The organism is Paracoccus sp. PAR01, from assembly GCF_014851995.1.
In the GTDB taxonomy this organism is placed as follows: Bacteria; Pseudomonadota; Alphaproteobacteria; order Rhodobacterales; family Rhodobacteraceae; genus Paracoccus; species Paracoccus litorisediminis.
Map to the genome: position 1 here is coordinate 265340 of NZ_JACVAW010000002.1, position 14920 is coordinate 280259.

A 14920-nucleotide genomic window follows, 5' to 3' on the forward strand; every position below is an offset into this window, starting at 1 on the left:
AGGCGTCACGTCATGAGCTTTGCCCTTGGGCGTCCGGTCATCGCCATCCCCGGCCCCTCGCCCGTTCCCGACCGCGTGTTGCGCGCGATGCACCGCCCCTCCCCCGACATTTATGGCCCCGAACTGGCGCAGGAAAACCTGGCCATGATCGCACGGCTGAAGCGTCTGGCCGGAACGTCGGCGCATTGCGTACCCTATATCGGCAATGGCCATGCCGGCTGGGAAGCCGCGAACGTGAACCTGTTCAACCGGGGCGAGCTGGCACTGGTGCTGACCTCGGGCCATTTCGGGCGGGGCTGGGCGCAGACCGCGCGGGGGCTGGGGATCGAGGTCGAGACGCTGGATTTCGGACTAAGCCCGCCCGATCCGCAAAGGCTGGCCGAACGTCTGGCCGAGGACCGCGAGGGCCGGATCAAGGCCGTGCTGGTCTGTCAGGTCGATACCGCCAGTTCGGCGCGGGCCGATATTCCGGCGATCCGTGCGGCGATGGGCGATCACCCGGCGCTGCTGGCCGTCGATGCCATCGCCTCGCTGGGTTGCGAGCCGTTGCTGATGGATGAGTGGGGCATCGACCTGCTGGTTTCGGCCAGTCAGAAGGGGCTGATGGTGCCGCCGGGACTGGCGCTGGTCTGGTTCTCGGACCGGGTGAAGCTGCTGGGCCGCACCGATCTGGCGACGCCGTACTGGGACTGGACGCCGCGATCCGAGGCGCAGGAGTTGTGGCAGTTCTGGGGCGGCACGCCGCCGGTTCAGCATGTCTATGGCATGAACGAGGCGCTGACCCTGCTGCTGGACGAGGAAACGCTGCCCGTCGCCTGGGCTCGGCACGAGGCGCTGGCCCGCGCGACCTGGGCTGCGCTGGAGGCATGGGGTGCGGGCGGGACCGGGATTTCCACGGTGGTCGCGGACCCGGCCGGGCGCGCGCGCTCGGTCACGGCGGCGACGATCCCGAATGCCACTGCGCTGCGGGCCTGGACGCAGGAAAAGGCCGGGCTGACGCTGGGCGTCGGCCTTGGCGCTGCCGATCCCGAAGCCGGGCTGCGCATCGCCCATATGGGCCATGTCAGCGCCCATCAGCTGCTGGGCACGCTGGCGGTGATCGAGGCCGGGATGGATGCGCTTGGCATTGCCCATGGACCGGGCGGGATCGAAGCGGCGGCACGGCTGATCGCCCAATCGGCCTGACCTGTGCGACCTGCGCCGTCGCATGGGTATTTGTAAAACGGTGAAATCGGGCCTTGGCGCGTGATATCATGCGCCGGGGCTGGGTGCGGGCATAAGGGTTCCCTGTGCCAATGAAAGAAATGCGATGCGACTGACCACGCCACCCGAGTTCCAGTCCGAAGCCATGCTGCGGGGCATCGATTTCGCCCCGCTGGACCTGCTGTTGCGGCAAGAGGCGCTGGAGCATGGGTTGGAGGTCCATGATGGGCATGGCCGCTCGACCTGGTGCGAGACGGAGCTGGGCGAGTTTGGCGTCAAGAAGCGCGGCGGCGACGTGCTGGTCTTTGCCCATGCGCATCGTCCCGAATGGCTGTCGGCCATTCAGGAAGCCATCGTCGAGCATCTGGCCGAAACCATGCCCGAAACGGTGCAGCGCCTGCGCTGGTCCTCACTGGCCGATATCGGCAAGCCGCCGGCGAATTTCAGTCTGGCGCGGGTGGGCAAGGTGCGGCGGATCTCGGCGGATTTTTTGCGCATGCGGTTGCATGGCCCTGATCTGGGGCGGCTGGCGACCTTGGATTCGATCCATTTCCGGCTGGTCCTGCCGGTGGCGGGTGACACGGCCCCCGAATGGCCACGGCTGGGTGCGAACGGGCAGGTGCAATGGCCCTCCGGGACCAAGACGCTGCATCGACCGGTCTATACGGTGCGGGCCATCGATGCCGATGCCGGCTGGCTTGAGACCGACATCTTCCTGCATCATGGCGGGCGTATCTCGGATTGGGCTTTGGCCGGACCCGAGGGCGATCTGGTCGGCTTGATGGGGCCGTCGGGCGGCGGCATTCCGACGACCGAGCGCTTGCTGCTGGCCGGGGACCAGACCGCGTGGCCCGCCATCGCCCGCATCCTCGAGTCGCGCCCCGATGCCATGGGGACAGCATGGCTTCTGGGGGCAGAATCCGACTATCCTATGCCCAAGACCGGGAACATTTCCGTGACCCCCCTGCCGGACGGGGCCGAGGCTCTGGCCACGATCCTGCAGGAAAGCCCCCCGGAATCCACCGAACATCTTTGGATGGCAGGAGAAAAGTCCCGGATCGCCATGCTGCGGCATCTGCTGCTGGACAAGCTGGGCCATGACAAACGGCACGCCCATCTGGCGGCCTATTGGACGGCAGGGACGCCAGATACCGGGGCCTGAAACCCGGCCAATAGTTGACAATTTTACCCCGAAGATTAATACCCTCCGCAAAAGCCGCGGCCATGGGGCGGAATTCCTTTCGTGGAAAGGATGCGCCATCAGCCAGTGCGGACGGATCTAATGCCGAAGATACGAAGGATCACCATGAGCCAATCGTCGCTGCCGCGCACCCGCGTGGGGACCGCACTTGTTCTAGCATGTCTGGCGACGGCTTCGCCCCTTTGCGCGCAGGAGGCGGCAAATGGCGCCGTGGCCCCAGCGGTCGAGCCGGCGCAGACCGCACCCGCAGCCACTGAACCGGCAGCACCCGCAGCCCCGGTCACGACGACCGAGGTGCCTGCGGTGTCGACGCCGCCTGCGACCGTTCCTGCCGCACCAGCAACTGTTCCTGCACCGGCAACCGCTCCGGCAGCGTCCACCGAAGCCGCGCCTGTGGCTGCCACTCCGGCGATCGTCCCCGCTCCGGTACCCGAGGCGCAGCTGGCAGCACCCACCTCCAGCAGCATCCTGCCCGAAGTGATCCAGGACGCGCTGGAACCGCTTTCCCCGCAGGAGCGCGATCCGAACCTGCCCCATGACCTGTCGCCGATGGGGATGTTCTGGGCCGCTGACTGGGTCGTGAAGGGCGTGATGATCGGGCTGGCATTCGCCTCGGTCGTGACCTGGACCGTGCTTTTCGCGAAATTCCTTGAACTGATGGGGGCGCTGCGCCGCGTTCAGACCGGCATCCGCCGCGTTGAATCCGCAACCAGCCTGCCCGCGGCCCTTGCCGCCACCGGGCGACGCAAGGACCCTGTCTCGCGCATGATCAAGGCAGCGGCGACGGAATATGACCGCTCGGCCCCGGCACTGGACGTGGCGGGCGATTCCGGGCTGAAAGAGCGCGTTGAGTCCCATCTTGACCGCATCGAGGCCGTTGCCAGCCGCCGCATGGGCCGTGGCACCGGGGTTCTGGCGACCATCGGCTCGACCGCGCCGTTCGTCGGGCTGTTCGGGACCGTCTGGGGCATCATGAACAGCTTCATCGGCATTTCGGAATCGCAGACCACCAACCTTGCCGTCGTCGCCCCCGGCATCGCCGAGGCGCTGCTGGCCACCGCCATCGGTCTGGTCGCCGCAATTCCGGCCGTCGTCATCTACAACGTCTTTGCCCGCGCCATCACCGGCTACCGGCTGCGTCTGGCCAATGCCTCGGCCGGGGTGAAGCGTCTTGTCAGCCGCGATCTGGATTTCCGCGGCACCACCCCTCGCAGCGAGGTCTGAGCCATGGCTGGCAGTGTCCGCGAATCGCAAGGCGACGATCTGGTCGAGAACCACGAGATCAACGTCACCCCCTTCATCGACGTCATGCTGGTGCTGCTGATCATCTTCATGGTCGCCGCCCCGCTGGCGACGGTCGATGTGAATGTGGACCTGCCGGTTTCCAATGCGACCCCCGCGCAGCGCCCGGATCAACCGGTCTGGGTCACGGTCAAGCCCGACCTGACGCTGGCCTTGGGCAATGACGATATTCCGGCGGGCGGTCTGGCCGCAGCACTGGCCACCGCCACCGAGAATGACCACGAAAGGCGCATCTTCCTGCGCGCCGACAAGGCCGTGACCTATGGCGACCTTATGGGCGTGATGAACACGCTGCGCGAGACCGGCTACCTGAAAATCGCGCTGGTCGGGTTGGAATCGACCGCCGCAGCGCCCGGCGCGGTCCCTGCCGCCGCCGCTCCGGCCGCCGCTCCTGCTCCTGCCCCCGCCGGAACCCCTCAGCCATGAGCGCGCAGGCGGCGATACGCGATGGCGCGCTTTGGGGCTCGGTAGCGGTCGTCGTGCTGGCCGCGCATCTGGGCGGCGCGATCTGGATCATGCATCGGGCCGAGGCGGCAGCGCCCCCCGGCCTGCCCGACCCGATCTTTGTCGAACTGGCCCCGATGCCCGAGGCCGCAGCCCCGCCGGATGAGGCAGAGGCCCCGGAAATCGCCGAGGCCGCGCCCGAACCCACGCCGGAGCCTGAACCAGAGCCCGAGCCGGAACCCGAACCTGCGCCCGATTTCGTCATGGATGAGCCGCTGCCGCAGCTGGAACCGCTGCCGGACATGAACACGCTGTTCCCGCCGCCCGCCGATGCGGTGGTGCTGCAGAAATCTGTGCGTCCCAAGACCCGCCCCGAGCCTCCCGAACCCGAGCCGGAGCCGGAACCCAAGGTCGTCCAGAAGGAACCGGAACCGAAGAAGGTCGAGAAGAAGAAGGAAGTCGCCAAAGAAGAGCAGACCGCCCGCAAGGCCACGACCACGCTCCGCGCTCAGCCTTCGACCCGCACGGCAGCTCCGTCTCAGGGCGGCGCGCCCTCGGCCAAACAGGTGGCGTCATGGCAATCCAAGGTGCAATCTTCGGTGGCCCGCCACATGATGCGGGCAAGGCTGAACAAAGGCGGGGTCCATGTGACCGTGTTGTTCACCATCAACGCGAATGGAAGTGTCTCGGGCGGTCGGTTGGGGAGTTCGACCGGCGATGCCAAGACCGATGCCGCGCTGGCGCGTCAGGCAGCCAGACTGCCCAAGATGCCGCCGCCGCCGTCTGGCAAGGCGACGCCCATGACGCTTCCAGTCACCATCAGGAAGTGAGCGCCTGAACCCCCAGCGCGGGGGCAAGGCCGCGGATCACCTCGGCCAACGCCCGCGCATCGGTTCCGGCATCGGCATTGCGCCGCCAGACCACTGCCAGATCGCGTGAGGGTTCTGGCGCGGCAAAGGGCACGATGCGCAAGCGGCCATCGTGGTTCTCATCGGCGAGGGCGATGCGCGGGATCAGCGTCATCCCCAGCCCGCTTGACACCATCCGCATCAGCGTGGCCATCGATGCCGCCTCAAGGTTCACCTTGCGGCGCGGGTTGCGCATGCCGCAGACCTCCAGCGCCTGATCGCGCAGACAATGCCCGTCGGCCAGCAGCAGCAGGCGTTCCGCCGCAATGCTTTCGGGCTTGGCGGGGCCGGACAGGAAGGTGGTGTCATCCTCGGACAGGGCGACCAGAAAGCCGTCGCGCAGGACCGGCTCGGCCATGATGCCCGCTTCCATCACCGGCAGGGCCATCAGCCCGGCGTCGTAACGATGGCTGGCGATCCCGGCCAGCAGGTCGTCGGTCACCACCTCATGCAGTTCCAGATCCAGCGCCGGATGGCTTTGCCGCAGGGCCGAGATCAGATGCGGGATCAGATAGGGCGCCACCGTCGGGATCAGTGCCAGCCGCAGCTTGCCGGTCAGCGCGCCACGTCCCGCCCGCGCCACAGCCTGCAAGCGCTGCGCCGAATCCATCAGCTCTTGCGCGATGGGCAGCAGCCGGTCCCCCAGCGCGGTCAGCCGAACCGGCCCGGTGCCCGCGCCGCGTTCGAACAGCGCACCGCCCAGACGCGCCTCAAGCTGGGCAATCTGGCTGGAGAGGCCGGGTTGCGAGACGTTGGATACCTCGGCCGCGCGTCCGAAGTTGCGCAGCCGCGCGACGGCAAGGAAATAGGTGATCTGGCGCAGCGTGAAGTTCATAAGCGGTGATTATCACGATGCGCCGGAACAAGAACCCCCCTTAATCGGCGCGTGCGGGGCGCATTAATCGCTGCGCGCGGGGCGCGACACCAGCAGCTTGTCGATCCTCCGCCCGTCAAGGTCGACGACCTCGATCCGCCAGCCGTCCCATTCCACCACATCGCCCACCTGCGGGATTGCGCCCGCCAGATCCAGCACCAGTCCGGCGACGGTCGAATAGTCGTGATCGTCCGACAGCGGCACCGACAGGCGGTCGGCGAATTCATCGACCGGCATCCAGCCCGCGATCAGCAGGCTGCCATCCTCGCGCTGGACCAGTTTCGGTTCGTCGTCATCCATGCCGACGAATTCGCCGGTGATCGCCTCAAGCACGTCCATCGGCGTCACCACGCCCTCGAAATGGCCGTACTCGTCATAGACCAGCAGCATCTGACCCGGAGAGGCGCGCAGCTTGGCGATGACCTCGGGGGCGTCCATGGTCTCGGGGATGATCGGGGCGGGCTTCATCAGCGCACGCAGATCGAACTGCTGGCCATTCACCGAAATCAGGTCGGCGCTGGCAACGACGCCGATCATCTCGTTTTCGTTGCCGTCGCTGACCGGCAGGCGGGTACGGTGGCTGTCCTTGAACTTGCGTGCGATGGTCGCATAGCTGTCATTCACGTCGACGGCGGCAATGTCGCGACGCTGGGTCATCAGCCCGCGCGCGCTGCGGTCGGCAATGCGCATGACGCCGGCGATCATCTCGGTCTCGGCACGGTGCATGACGCCGGCGCTTTCGGCCTCGGCGATGACCAGACGGATTTCCTCGTCCGAGATGCCGCGATCGTCATCGCCTGTCTGGCGCAGCAGCGACAGCACCAGCCTGCCCGAGCGATCCAGCAGCCAGACCAGCGGCGCGGCGACGCGCGAGATGCCCTTCATCAGCGGCGCGACCTTCACCGCGACGGTTTCGGGCGACCGCAGGGCAATCTGCTTGGGCACAAGCTCACCCAGGATCAGCGACAAATAGGTGATGGCCACGACCACGCCGCCCATGCCCAGGGGCTGCGCCAGCGTCGGCGGCACGCCCCAGCCGGGCAGAGCATTGGCCAGACGCGCGCCCAGCGTCGCCCCGGAAAACGCCCCCGACAGCACGCCGACCAGCGTGATCCCGATCTGCACCGAGGACAGGAACCGTCCCGGCTCCTCGGCCAGACGGATCGCGGTCGCGGCCCCGCGGTTGCCCCTGTCGGCCAGCACCTTCAGCCGCGCCGGGCGCGACGAGACGATAGCCAGCTCGGACATGGCCAGCAGGCCGTTGAGCAGGGTCAGAAGGACGACGATGGTTATTTCGATCCACATGGGACAGCTCGGTTCCGGAAACGATGCGGTTGCAGGTCAGGCCAGCGCACGCGACAAAAGAAAAATCACGGCCTTGATCATCGCATAGACGACCCCGACCGCGATGGCGAAAGAAACGATGCCCAGCACCGCGCCAAGACCCGCCCACAGCCCGTCACGTTCGAGCAGGCCCAGCATCATGACGCTGATGGCAAAGGCGGGCAGCATGTTGCCCAAGGGTACCGGCAGCAGCAGCACGACGGACAAGGCAAGGCACAGCCCACCGATCAGCCTTTCGCTGCGGGGTGTGACCAAGGCGGCGATACGGGGGCGAAGCAGGTGCTCCAGCGCGGAAAGCGGCGGCGTCACGCGCCGCACCACGCCTGCAAACATATTGCGCGGCATCGAGCGCCGCGAGATGAACGGCGGCAACCACGGGTTTTGCCCGGTCATCTGCTGCCATGTCAGATAGATCAGCGGCCAACCCAGAATTGCCGACAACCCCGGCGGGGCGGGGACGACATTCGGCACGGCAAAGATCAGAATCAGTGCCGCCAGCGCCTGCCCCGGCATCAGGGTCAGCAGGTCGCCCATGGCAATGCGCTGCCGCTGACTGTCCTGCGCAAGCGTCGTCAGGCGCTGAGACAGGCTCTGGCGCGCCTCGGGTCGGCTAGGGCCGGGCTCCGGCGAAGGGTCACCCCCGGGATCAGGGGCGAGGGTTTCGACTTGGCCCGGCCCGCATCTTCGCGGGGGCTCGGGCGTGTCGGAAATGTCGTCGATCATCGAAGAGTCGGCGGCCGCTTTCCATAAGTGGGACGCACCCACTGTAGCGAAATGACCGCCAAGAACAACCGCCGATGACGTATCCGTGATGCCGGGGCGATTTGCGCGCCCCGGCGGGACGGGTCAGGCCGTCTTGAACAGCGATTTCAGCGTCGAGGGCTGGCAGCGCAGATATTGCGGCGAGGCGGTGACACTGGCCCCCAGTTCGGCCGCGACATGCCAGGGCCAGCGCGGGTCGTAAAGCACGGTACGCGCCACCGCGATCATATCGGCATCGCCCGTGGACACGATGGCCTCGGCCTGATGCGCCTCGGTGATCAGCCCGACGGCAATGACCGGAATACCCACGGCCTGTTTCACCGCGCGGGCCAGCGGCACCTGATAGTTCGGCCCGACCGGGATCTTTTGCCGCGGGTCAAGCCCGCCGCTGGACACATGGATCGCGTGACAGCCCCGAGCCTCAAGCTCGACCGAGATCGCGACGGTGCTGTCGCTGTCCCAGCCACCCTCTTGCCAGTCGTCGCCATCGACCCAATCGGTGCCGGACAGGCGCACGGTAACGGGATAGCCCTCGGGGACGGCAGCCTTCACCGCATCAAAGACCTCAAGCGGGAAGCGCATGCGGTTTTCAAGGCTGCCGCCATATTCATCCGTACGCTTGTTCGACAGGGGCGACAGGAACTGGTGCAGCAGATAGCCATGCGCGGCATGGATCTGGATCGCGTCGATGCCCAGCCTGACCGAACGGCGGGCGGCCTCGGCAAAGGCCTCGCGCACCTTGGCCATCCCGGCCTTGTCCAGCGCGACCGGAGGGTTGTCGCTGGCCGCGAAGGGCAGGTCAGAGGCCGAGACGGTCTGCCAGCCATTCGCGTGATCGGGCGCGATCTGGCCGCCGCCATCCCAGGGCTTCGCGGTCGAGGCCTTGCGTCCGGCATGGGCCAGCTGGATCGCGATGGGCATGTGGGACCATGCCCGCACGGACTTCAGCACGCGGTCGATCGCCGCCTCGGTCGGGTCGTCCCACAGGCCAACATCGGCATAGCTGATGCGGCCTTCAGGCAGGACGGCGGTCGCCTCAATGGTCAGGATACCCGCGCCCGATTGCGCCAGCATGCCCAGATGCATCAGGTGCCAGTCCGTCATCTTGCCATCTTCGGCCGAATACTGGCACATGGGAGCAATGACGATGCGGTTCGCAAGGGTCGAGCCTCCGATCGTGATCGGCTCGAAAAGCTTGGATTGGGGCATGGGGCCCTCCTGCTGATGATGCAGAAATGAAGTAGTCGGGCCATGGGGATTCACAAGCCCCACGCCCAAATCCGACCGATCTGTTCCGTCGCGGCCACTGCATGGGGGCCATGACCCGCTATCGCTTCACTTTTTCCGGCACTTTGTCTAATAGGCTGCCAATCCCAAAAAAGGTAATGCAATGGCCAGCGCCAATCTCAACATCATGATCAAGGCCGCGCGCAAGGCGGGCCGCAGCCTTGTCAAGGACTTCCGCGAGGTCGAAAACCTTCAGGTCAGCGTCAAAGGCGCAGGCGACTTCGTCAGTCGCGCCGACCGCGAGGCCGAGCGCATCATCAAGGAAGAACTGCGTGGCGCCCGCCCGAACTACGGCTGGGTTGGCGAGGAAACCGGTACTGATGCCGGCGAGGACCCGACCCGCCGCTGGATCGTCGACCCGCTGGACGGGACCACCAACTTCCTGCACGGCCTGCCGCATTGGGCGGTTAGCATCGCGCTGGAGCACAAGGGCGAAATCGTCGCCGCCGTGGTCTATGACGCCGCCAAGGACGAGATGTACACCGCCGAAAAAGGCGACGGCGCCTTCCTGAACGACCGCCGCATCCGCGTGTCGGGCCGCCGCCACATGATCGAATCGATCTTTGCGACCGGCGTGCCCTTCGCGGGTCAGCCCGGCCTGCCCGCGTCCATCCGCGACCTCAGCCGCCTGATGCCGCTGACCGCCGGCGTGCGTCGTTGGGGTGCGGCCTCGCTTGATCTGGCCTATGTCGCCTCGGGCCGCTTCGACGGCTACTGGGAACGCGGGATCAAATCTTGGGACGTGGCTGCGGGCATCCTGCTGGTCAAGGAAGCGGGCGGCTTCGTCGAATCGATCCGTTCCGAGGACAACCCGGTCGAATCCGGCTCGATCATCGCGGGCAATGCCCAGCTGTTCGAACCCTTCGCGGAAATCATCCGCAGCCGGGACTGACCCCGGTTGACCTTTCCGCCGGTCGGGCGCATGGCTTCCATACCAGAGGAAAGCCCGCCATGACTGAGAACCACCGGACGGGGCCTCACTTGGCCCCGCCAGACTCCCCGACCGCCTCTTATCAGCCTTCACCGGGCGAGGATCGGCAGGGAAAAGCCATCATGATGATCTGCGCGGCCGCGCTTGTCTTTGCCATGATGGACGGCATGTCGCGCTATCTTGGCGCAGCCTATTCGCCGATTTTCGTCATCACCCTGCGCTACTGGTTCTTTGTCGGCTTCGTGCTGCTGCTTTGTGCCCGGTCGCCGGGCGGAATTCGCGGCGCAATCCGTTCAAAGCGACCGGGAATGCAGATATTTCGCGGTGTGCTTCTGGTCTTCGAGGTCGTGGTCACGGTCGAGGCCTTTGTCCGGCTGGGCCTGATCAACACCCATGCCATCTTTGCCTGCTATCCACTGCTGATCTCGGCTCTGTCCGGCCCAGTCCTTGGCGAGAAGGTGGGCTGGCGACGCTGGGCCGCCGTCGCCGTGGGGTTCACCGGCATCCTGATCGTGCTGAAACCCGGCAGCGGGGTGTTTTCGACCGAGGCCGCCCTGCCCTTCCTCGCCGCCGTGATGTTCGCACTATACGGGCTGCTCACACGTCTGGTCGCGCGCGACGATGGGGCCATGGTCAGCTTCTTCTGGACTGCCGTGGCGGGGGCCGTCGCAATCACGCCTTTCGGCCTGAGAGAATGGCAACCTATTGCTGCTTGGGATCTGCCGTGGCTGTTGCTGCTCTGCCTTGGGGCGGCAGCCGGGCATATGCTGCTGATCAAGGCCTATGAGATGGCCGAGGCCTCGGCGCTGCAGCCGTTTTCCTATACCCAACTGGTCTGGGTCAGCATCTTTGGCGTGCTGATCTTTGGCGAGACGCTGGCCCCCAACGTCGCCCTTGGCGGGCTGATCGTCGTCGGCGCGGGCCTGTTCACCTGGTGGCGGTCGCGCCAGCGGGAACGGGCTGCTCGGCAGGGGTGACGGCAGCCTTGGCTTCCTGAATGTCGGGGGCGGGGCCAAGCACCTCGGCCAGCACGCCGCCCGCCGCGTAATGGATCAGCGCGCGCTCCGACATTGGCGGACGCTTCGACAGGGCCAGACGGATCGGAGGCTGCGGCGGGATCGGCATGATGCCCCCGCCGCTCAGGTCAAAGCTGGGCACGATGGGCGCGGGCTTGCCCATGATGCGCGCGCGGTAGACCGGCAGCGCCTCGGCCACGCGCATGACGTAGTTGCGGGTTTCGTCAAAGGGGATCATCTCGACCCACTCGATCGGGTCGGCAGCGCGGCGCAGATCGCCGAAATCGTTGATCCAGCGCGCCGAGCGCCCCGGCCCGGCATTGTAGCCGGCGCTGACCAAGGCAATTGACGGACCGAAGCGGTCGCGCAACCCAACCAGATAGGCCGCCCCCAATCGCGCGTTATAGGCGGCGTCCTTGGACAGACGCGGCGCGTCATAAGGCTCGCCCAGCTTGCGGGCCATTTCCTTGGCGGTTCCGGGCATCACCTGCATCAGCCCCTGCGCGCCGACATGCGACGAGACCGTGTGGTTGAATTCGCTTTCCCGGCGGGCAATCGACATGACCAGTTCCGGCGGCAGGCCCAGCGGCTTGGTCTCAAGCCCGGTCAGCGGGAAATAGGCGGCAGGATAGATCACACCCTTGGCTGCGGCCGCCTTGGCCAGACGCAAGGCATACCACGGATGGTGCATTTCCAGCATCATCCGGGCCATGCGACCGATATCCTCCGGCGCGGCGGTCTCGGCCAGATGCAGGAAGAAGCGCGCCGCCTGATCGGTATCGCCCGCCGCCATCAGCCAGACGCCCGCCTGCCAGACCGGATTGTACCGCAGATCGCTGTCACGCCATTCCGGCAGGCTGTCATTGGCCAGACCCGGAACCGCTAAAGCGGGCTGCATCGGCTGGCGCAGCTTTTCGGCGGCCAGCTGGCCGTAATAAGCGGTCTGCCAGCTTGCGGCATGCAGATAGGCGCCGCGCGCGGCATCCTTGTCGCCAGCGGCCTCATGCGCGCGGCCCTGCCAGTAAAGCGCCCGCGACAGCGAGATCGGGCTGCTGACGCCCGCCTGCAGCCGGGTGAAATGCCCAAGCGCGCGGTCGCTTGCGCCCTGTTTCAGCGCAGCGAACCCGGCCAGCCATTCCAGATCGATGAAGGGCTCGCCGCCTTCGGGAAGGAAGTTCCCGGCGGCCAGCTTCTCGGCCAGCGGCCAGTCGCCTGCGCGCATCGCCTCGCGTACGAAATCGGCGCGGGCCTTGGCCCAATCCTCGGGGACGCGCAGCGCCTGCGCATCGGTCGAGCGTTCCAGCATCAACTCTCGCGCCAGATCCGGCATTTTCGCCCGCATCCGCCAGCGGAAACGGTCCAGCGCCAGCCCGGCATCGGCGCGCTGTTCGTCGGACAGGACAAGGATCAGCGCATCGACCCCAGCCTTGCCGGATTGCAGCGCGATGCGTGCCCGGCCGATATTCTGCGCGGCGGGCGTCGCCAGCGGCAAGGCAATCTCGGCCGATTCCCATTCGCCCTGATCCAGCAGGCTGGACAGGCGCGCGTCGTGCAATCCGACCAGATCCGCGCCATAGATGGCGACGAAATTGTCGGATTCGGGGTCGGTCAGCGGCTGAGTCGTCCAGAAGCGCGCCAGTTCCGCCTGTGCCGCTGCGGCATCCGTCTCGCGCAGCGCGGTGACCAGCGCCTTGGCCCCGGCCACCGTGTCGGGGCGGCGCGGGCCGAACCAGTCGATGATCTCGGTCGCGGGCAGATCCCGGCGCAGCAGCGCATCGCCCCGGCGATACAGCAGCGTCATCCCCGGCCAATCGCGATGCGCGCGGGCAAAGGCCAGATATTCCGGCCAAGTCCCCTGCCCTGCCCGCAATTTCTGCCATTCGATCAGCGCCTGCGCCATCGGACCGGATTTGCGGGCATAGGATTCGGCATCCGCCCAGTCGCGTGCGCCCGACGCGGCCAGCGCGCTGGCAATCGCCCCGGCGTCCTCGGCATGCGCAGGTTGCAGGCCAAAGGCCAGCGAAAGGGCCAGCAAGGGCCCCAGAACCCTGTCGCGCAAAGGATACATCATGTCCCCATTACTGCGGGCTTTCCTGCCGTCGCGCAACTCACATCCTTGGCAAGCGCCGCCACGGGATGTAAGGCCAACAAAGATTCAAACTCAGGATACTGTCATGTTCAAAGGCTCTCTGCCCGCGCTGGTCACGCCATTCACCCCCGAGGGGGAACTGGATCTCGCTGCGCTGAAGAAGCTGGTCGAGTGGCATATCGCCGAGGGCAGCCATGGGCTGGTACCCGTCGGCACCACCGGCGAAAGCCCGACCCTGAGCCATGACGAACACCGCACCGTCGTCGAAGAGGTCGTGCGCCTTGCCGCCGGTCGCATCCCGGTCATCGCCGGTGCCGGGTCCAATTCCACGCGTGAGGGGATTGGTCTGATCCAGCACGCGCAGGCCGCGGGCGCCGATGCCGCGCTGGTCGTGACCCCCTATTACAACAAGCCGACCCAACCCGGCCTGATCGCGCATTACACCGCGCTGCATGACGCCAGCGCCCTGCCGATCATCATCTACAACATCCCCGGCCGCTCGGTCATCGACATGACCCCCGAAACGATGGGCGAACTGGCCAAGCTGCCGCGCATCATCGGCGTGAAGGACGCGACCGGCAAGCTGGAGCGCGTCAGCCAGCAGCGCATCACCTGCGGCACGGATTTCATCCAGCTGTCCGGCAATGACGACACCGCGCTTGGCTTCAACGCCCATGGCGGCGTTGGCTGCATCTCGGTCACGGCCAACGTCGCGCCGCGGCTCTGCTCGGAATTCCAGCAGGCGATGATGGCGGGCGATTTCGCCAAGGCGCTGGAATATCAGGACAAGCTGATGCCGCTGCATGTCGCGATCTTCCTTGAGCCGGGCGTGGCCGGGGCGAAATACGCGATGTCGAAACTGGGCCTGTGCAGCGACCGTGTACGCCTGCCGCTGGTCGGGCTGACCGAGGCGACCAAGGTGGCGATCGACGCCGCGCTCAAACATGCGGGCCTGATCTGAGGCCCTGCCCCCGGAACGCAAAGGCCGCCCCAAGGGCGGCCTTTTTCATTCAACGCGGCGCGGAATAGACCACCGACCAATAGGCGAAACGCCCGTCAGCGGACAGCGCGTGTCCGATCCCCATATCCTGCAACTGGGGAATCACGATGTTCTCGCGGTGCTTGGCCGAGCTTGACCATTCCCGCAGCGCGCCATTCAGGTCAAAGATCGAACTGGCCCCGGCCGCGATGTTTTCAGCGGTGATGCGGGGCTTGTAGCCCAGTTGCTTGACCCGCATCCCCGGCCCGGTCGAGGTCGCCCCGCGATGATCCATCTGGCCGCGCCTGGCCATGTCGCAGGCCTGTTGCTGGGCCGCCTTTTGCAGCTTGGCGTTCCCGCGCAAGGGCGACAACCCCGCCTGCGCACGCACCGCGTTGGTCTGCGCAAGGGCGATCCCGGTTTCCGAGGCCGACAAAGCCCGACACTGGGCGTCACCCGCGACCGAGACATTGACCGCCCCATGCCCGTCGGTCCGCACGATGCCCTTGGGCATGCTTGGGACAATCGGATTGTCCGGTTTGGGCGCACCCGGCTGGGAACAGGCTGCAACAAGGCAAAT

General features: G+C 66.5%; 14 protein-coding genes. 8 read left to right on the forward strand and 6 right to left on the reverse strand.

Features of this window, described 5'->3' with window-relative positions; translation table 11 throughout:
- Positions 1-12: 12 nt before the first annotated feature.
- The 5 genes from IB235_RS06415 to IB235_RS06435 all read left to right on the forward strand — a co-directional run bounded on the left by IB235_RS06415 (position 13) and on the right by IB235_RS06435 (position 4980).
- On the forward strand, positions 13-1185 hold the full coding sequence (locus IB235_RS06415) for an alanine--glyoxylate aminotransferase family protein (protein ID WP_192336089.1): 1173 nt from the start codon (positions 13-15) through the stop codon (positions 1183-1185).
- Between the two features lie 124 nt (positions 1186-1309).
- On the forward strand, positions 1310-2365 hold the full coding sequence (locus IB235_RS06420) for a siderophore-interacting protein (RefSeq protein ID WP_192336090.1): 1056 nt from the start codon (positions 1310-1312) through the stop codon (positions 2363-2365).
- A 144-nt stretch (positions 2366-2509) separates the two neighbouring features.
- Positions 2510-3628 (forward strand): tonB-system energizer ExbB, encoded by a 1119-nt coding sequence (gene exbB, locus IB235_RS25725; protein WP_192336091.1) that lies wholly within the window; start codon positions 2510-2512, stop codon positions 3626-3628.
- A gap of 3 nt (positions 3629-3631) precedes the next feature.
- A complete protein-coding gene (exbD, locus tag IB235_RS06430) occupies positions 3632-4132 on the forward strand; it encodes a TonB system transport protein ExbD (protein ID WP_192336092.1) in 501 nt (166 codons plus the stop codon).
- On the forward strand, positions 4129-4980 hold the full coding sequence (locus IB235_RS06435; protein WP_192336093.1) for a TonB family protein: 852 nt from the start codon (positions 4129-4131) through the stop codon (positions 4978-4980). Before exbD ends, IB235_RS06435 begins: the two co-directional genes overlap by 4 nt.
- On the opposite strand, the gene IB235_RS06440 is transcribed toward IB235_RS06435, so the two are convergent.
- The 4 genes from IB235_RS06440 to IB235_RS06455 form a co-directional block, all read right to left on the reverse strand.
- Positions 4970-5893, reverse strand: coding sequence for a hydrogen peroxide-inducible genes activator (locus tag IB235_RS06440; protein WP_155038788.1), 924 nt, complete (start codon positions 5891-5893; stop codon positions 4970-4972). The two genes, IB235_RS06435 and IB235_RS06440, sit on opposite strands and share 11 nt — an antisense overlap.
- A 63-nt stretch (positions 5894-5956) precedes the next feature.
- Positions 5957-7237, reverse strand: coding sequence for a hemolysin family protein (locus IB235_RS06445; protein WP_192336094.1), 1281 nt, complete (start codon positions 7235-7237; stop codon positions 5957-5959).
- Between the two features lie 36 nt (positions 7238-7273).
- Positions 7274-7999, reverse strand: a complete 726-nt coding sequence (locus tag IB235_RS06450) for an exopolysaccharide biosynthesis protein (RefSeq protein ID WP_192336095.1) — start codon at positions 7997-7999, stop codon at positions 7274-7276.
- Between the two features lie 123 nt (positions 8000-8122).
- Positions 8123-9247, reverse strand: coding sequence for an NADH:flavin oxidoreductase/NADH oxidase (locus IB235_RS06455; RefSeq protein ID WP_192336096.1), 1125 nt, complete (start codon positions 9245-9247; stop codon positions 8123-8125).
- A 181-nt stretch (positions 9248-9428) separates the two neighbouring features.
- Between IB235_RS06455 and IB235_RS06460 the strand changes: the two genes are divergently transcribed.
- Together IB235_RS06460 and IB235_RS06465 are read left to right on the forward strand one after the other, a co-directional pair.
- The gene (locus IB235_RS06460) at positions 9429-10217 is read left to right on the forward strand and encodes an inositol monophosphatase family protein (RefSeq protein ID WP_192336097.1); all 789 of its coding nucleotides are present in this window, start codon (positions 9429-9431) and stop codon (positions 10215-10217) included.
- A gap of 161 nt (positions 10218-10378) precedes the next feature.
- Positions 10379-11233 (forward strand): DMT family transporter, encoded by an 855-nt coding sequence (locus tag IB235_RS06465; protein WP_255524291.1) that lies wholly within the window; start codon positions 10379-10381, stop codon positions 11231-11233.
- Here IB235_RS06465 and IB235_RS06470 read toward each other — a convergent pair.
- Positions 11184-13340: a lytic transglycosylase domain-containing protein gene (locus tag IB235_RS06470; protein ID WP_192336099.1), complete on the reverse strand. Its 2157-nt coding sequence runs from the start codon at positions 13338-13340 to the stop codon at positions 11184-11186. The two genes, IB235_RS06465 and IB235_RS06470, sit on opposite strands and share 50 nt — an antisense overlap.
- Positions 13341-13446: 106 nt before the next feature.
- Here IB235_RS06470 and dapA point away from each other — a divergent pair, with 106 nt between their 5' ends.
- Positions 13447-14322 carry a 4-hydroxy-tetrahydrodipicolinate synthase gene (dapA, locus tag IB235_RS06475; RefSeq protein WP_192336100.1) on the forward strand — a complete coding sequence of 292 codons (876 nt, stop codon included), beginning with the start codon at positions 13447-13449 and terminating at the stop codon, positions 14320-14322.
- A gap of 49 nt (positions 14323-14371) precedes the next feature.
- Here dapA and IB235_RS06480 read toward each other — a convergent pair whose 3' ends face one another.
- Positions 14372-14854: a CAP domain-containing protein gene (locus tag IB235_RS06480; RefSeq protein WP_192336101.1), complete on the reverse strand. Its 483-nt coding sequence runs from the start codon at positions 14852-14854 to the stop codon at positions 14372-14374.
- Positions 14855-14920 lie beyond the last annotated feature (66 nt).

What these genes read in the sequence shown, in the direction of transcription:
- IB235_RS06415 (WP_192336089.1), top strand. Translation starts at nt 13, where the DNA reads ATGAGCTTTGCCCTTGGGCGTCCGGTCATCGCCATCCCCGGCCCCTCG.
- IB235_RS06420 (WP_192336090.1), top strand. Translation starts at nt 1,310, where the DNA reads ATGCGACTGACCACGCCACCCGAGTTCCAGTCCGAAGCCATGCTGCGG.
- exbB (WP_192336091.1), top strand. Translation starts at nt 2,510, where the DNA reads ATGAGCCAATCGTCGCTGCCGCGCACCCGCGTGGGGACCGCACTTGTT.
- exbD (WP_192336092.1), top strand. Translation starts at nt 3,632, where the DNA reads ATGGCTGGCAGTGTCCGCGAATCGCAAGGCGACGATCTGGTCGAGAAC.
- IB235_RS06435 (WP_192336093.1), top strand. Translation starts at nt 4,129, where the DNA reads ATGAGCGCGCAGGCGGCGATACGCGATGGCGCGCTTTGGGGCTCGGTA.
- IB235_RS06440 (WP_155038788.1), bottom strand. Translation starts at nt 5,893, where the DNA reads ATGAACTTCACGCTGCGCCAGATCACCTATTTCCTTGCCGTCGCGCGG.
- IB235_RS06445 (WP_192336094.1), bottom strand. Translation starts at nt 7,237, where the DNA reads ATGTGGATCGAAATAACCATCGTCGTCCTTCTGACCCTGCTCAACGGC.
- IB235_RS06450 (WP_192336095.1), bottom strand. Translation starts at nt 7,999, where the DNA reads ATGATCGACGACATTTCCGACACGCCCGAGCCCCCGCGAAGATGCGGG.
- IB235_RS06455 (WP_192336096.1), bottom strand. Translation starts at nt 9,247, where the DNA reads ATGCCCCAATCCAAGCTTTTCGAGCCGATCACGATCGGAGGCTCGACC.
- IB235_RS06460 (WP_192336097.1), top strand. Translation starts at nt 9,429, where the DNA reads ATGGCCAGCGCCAATCTCAACATCATGATCAAGGCCGCGCGCAAGGCG.
- IB235_RS06465 (WP_255524291.1), top strand. Translation starts at nt 10,379, where the DNA reads ATGATGATCTGCGCGGCCGCGCTTGTCTTTGCCATGATGGACGGCATG.
- IB235_RS06470 (WP_192336099.1), bottom strand. Translation starts at nt 13,340, where the DNA reads ATGTATCCTTTGCGCGACAGGGTTCTGGGGCCCTTGCTGGCCCTTTCG.
- dapA (WP_192336100.1), top strand. Translation starts at nt 13,447, where the DNA reads ATGTTCAAAGGCTCTCTGCCCGCGCTGGTCACGCCATTCACCCCCGAG.
- IB235_RS06480 (WP_192336101.1), bottom strand. Translation starts at nt 14,854, where the DNA reads ATGCCCAAGGGCATCGTGCGGACCGACGGGCATGGGGCGGTCAATGTC.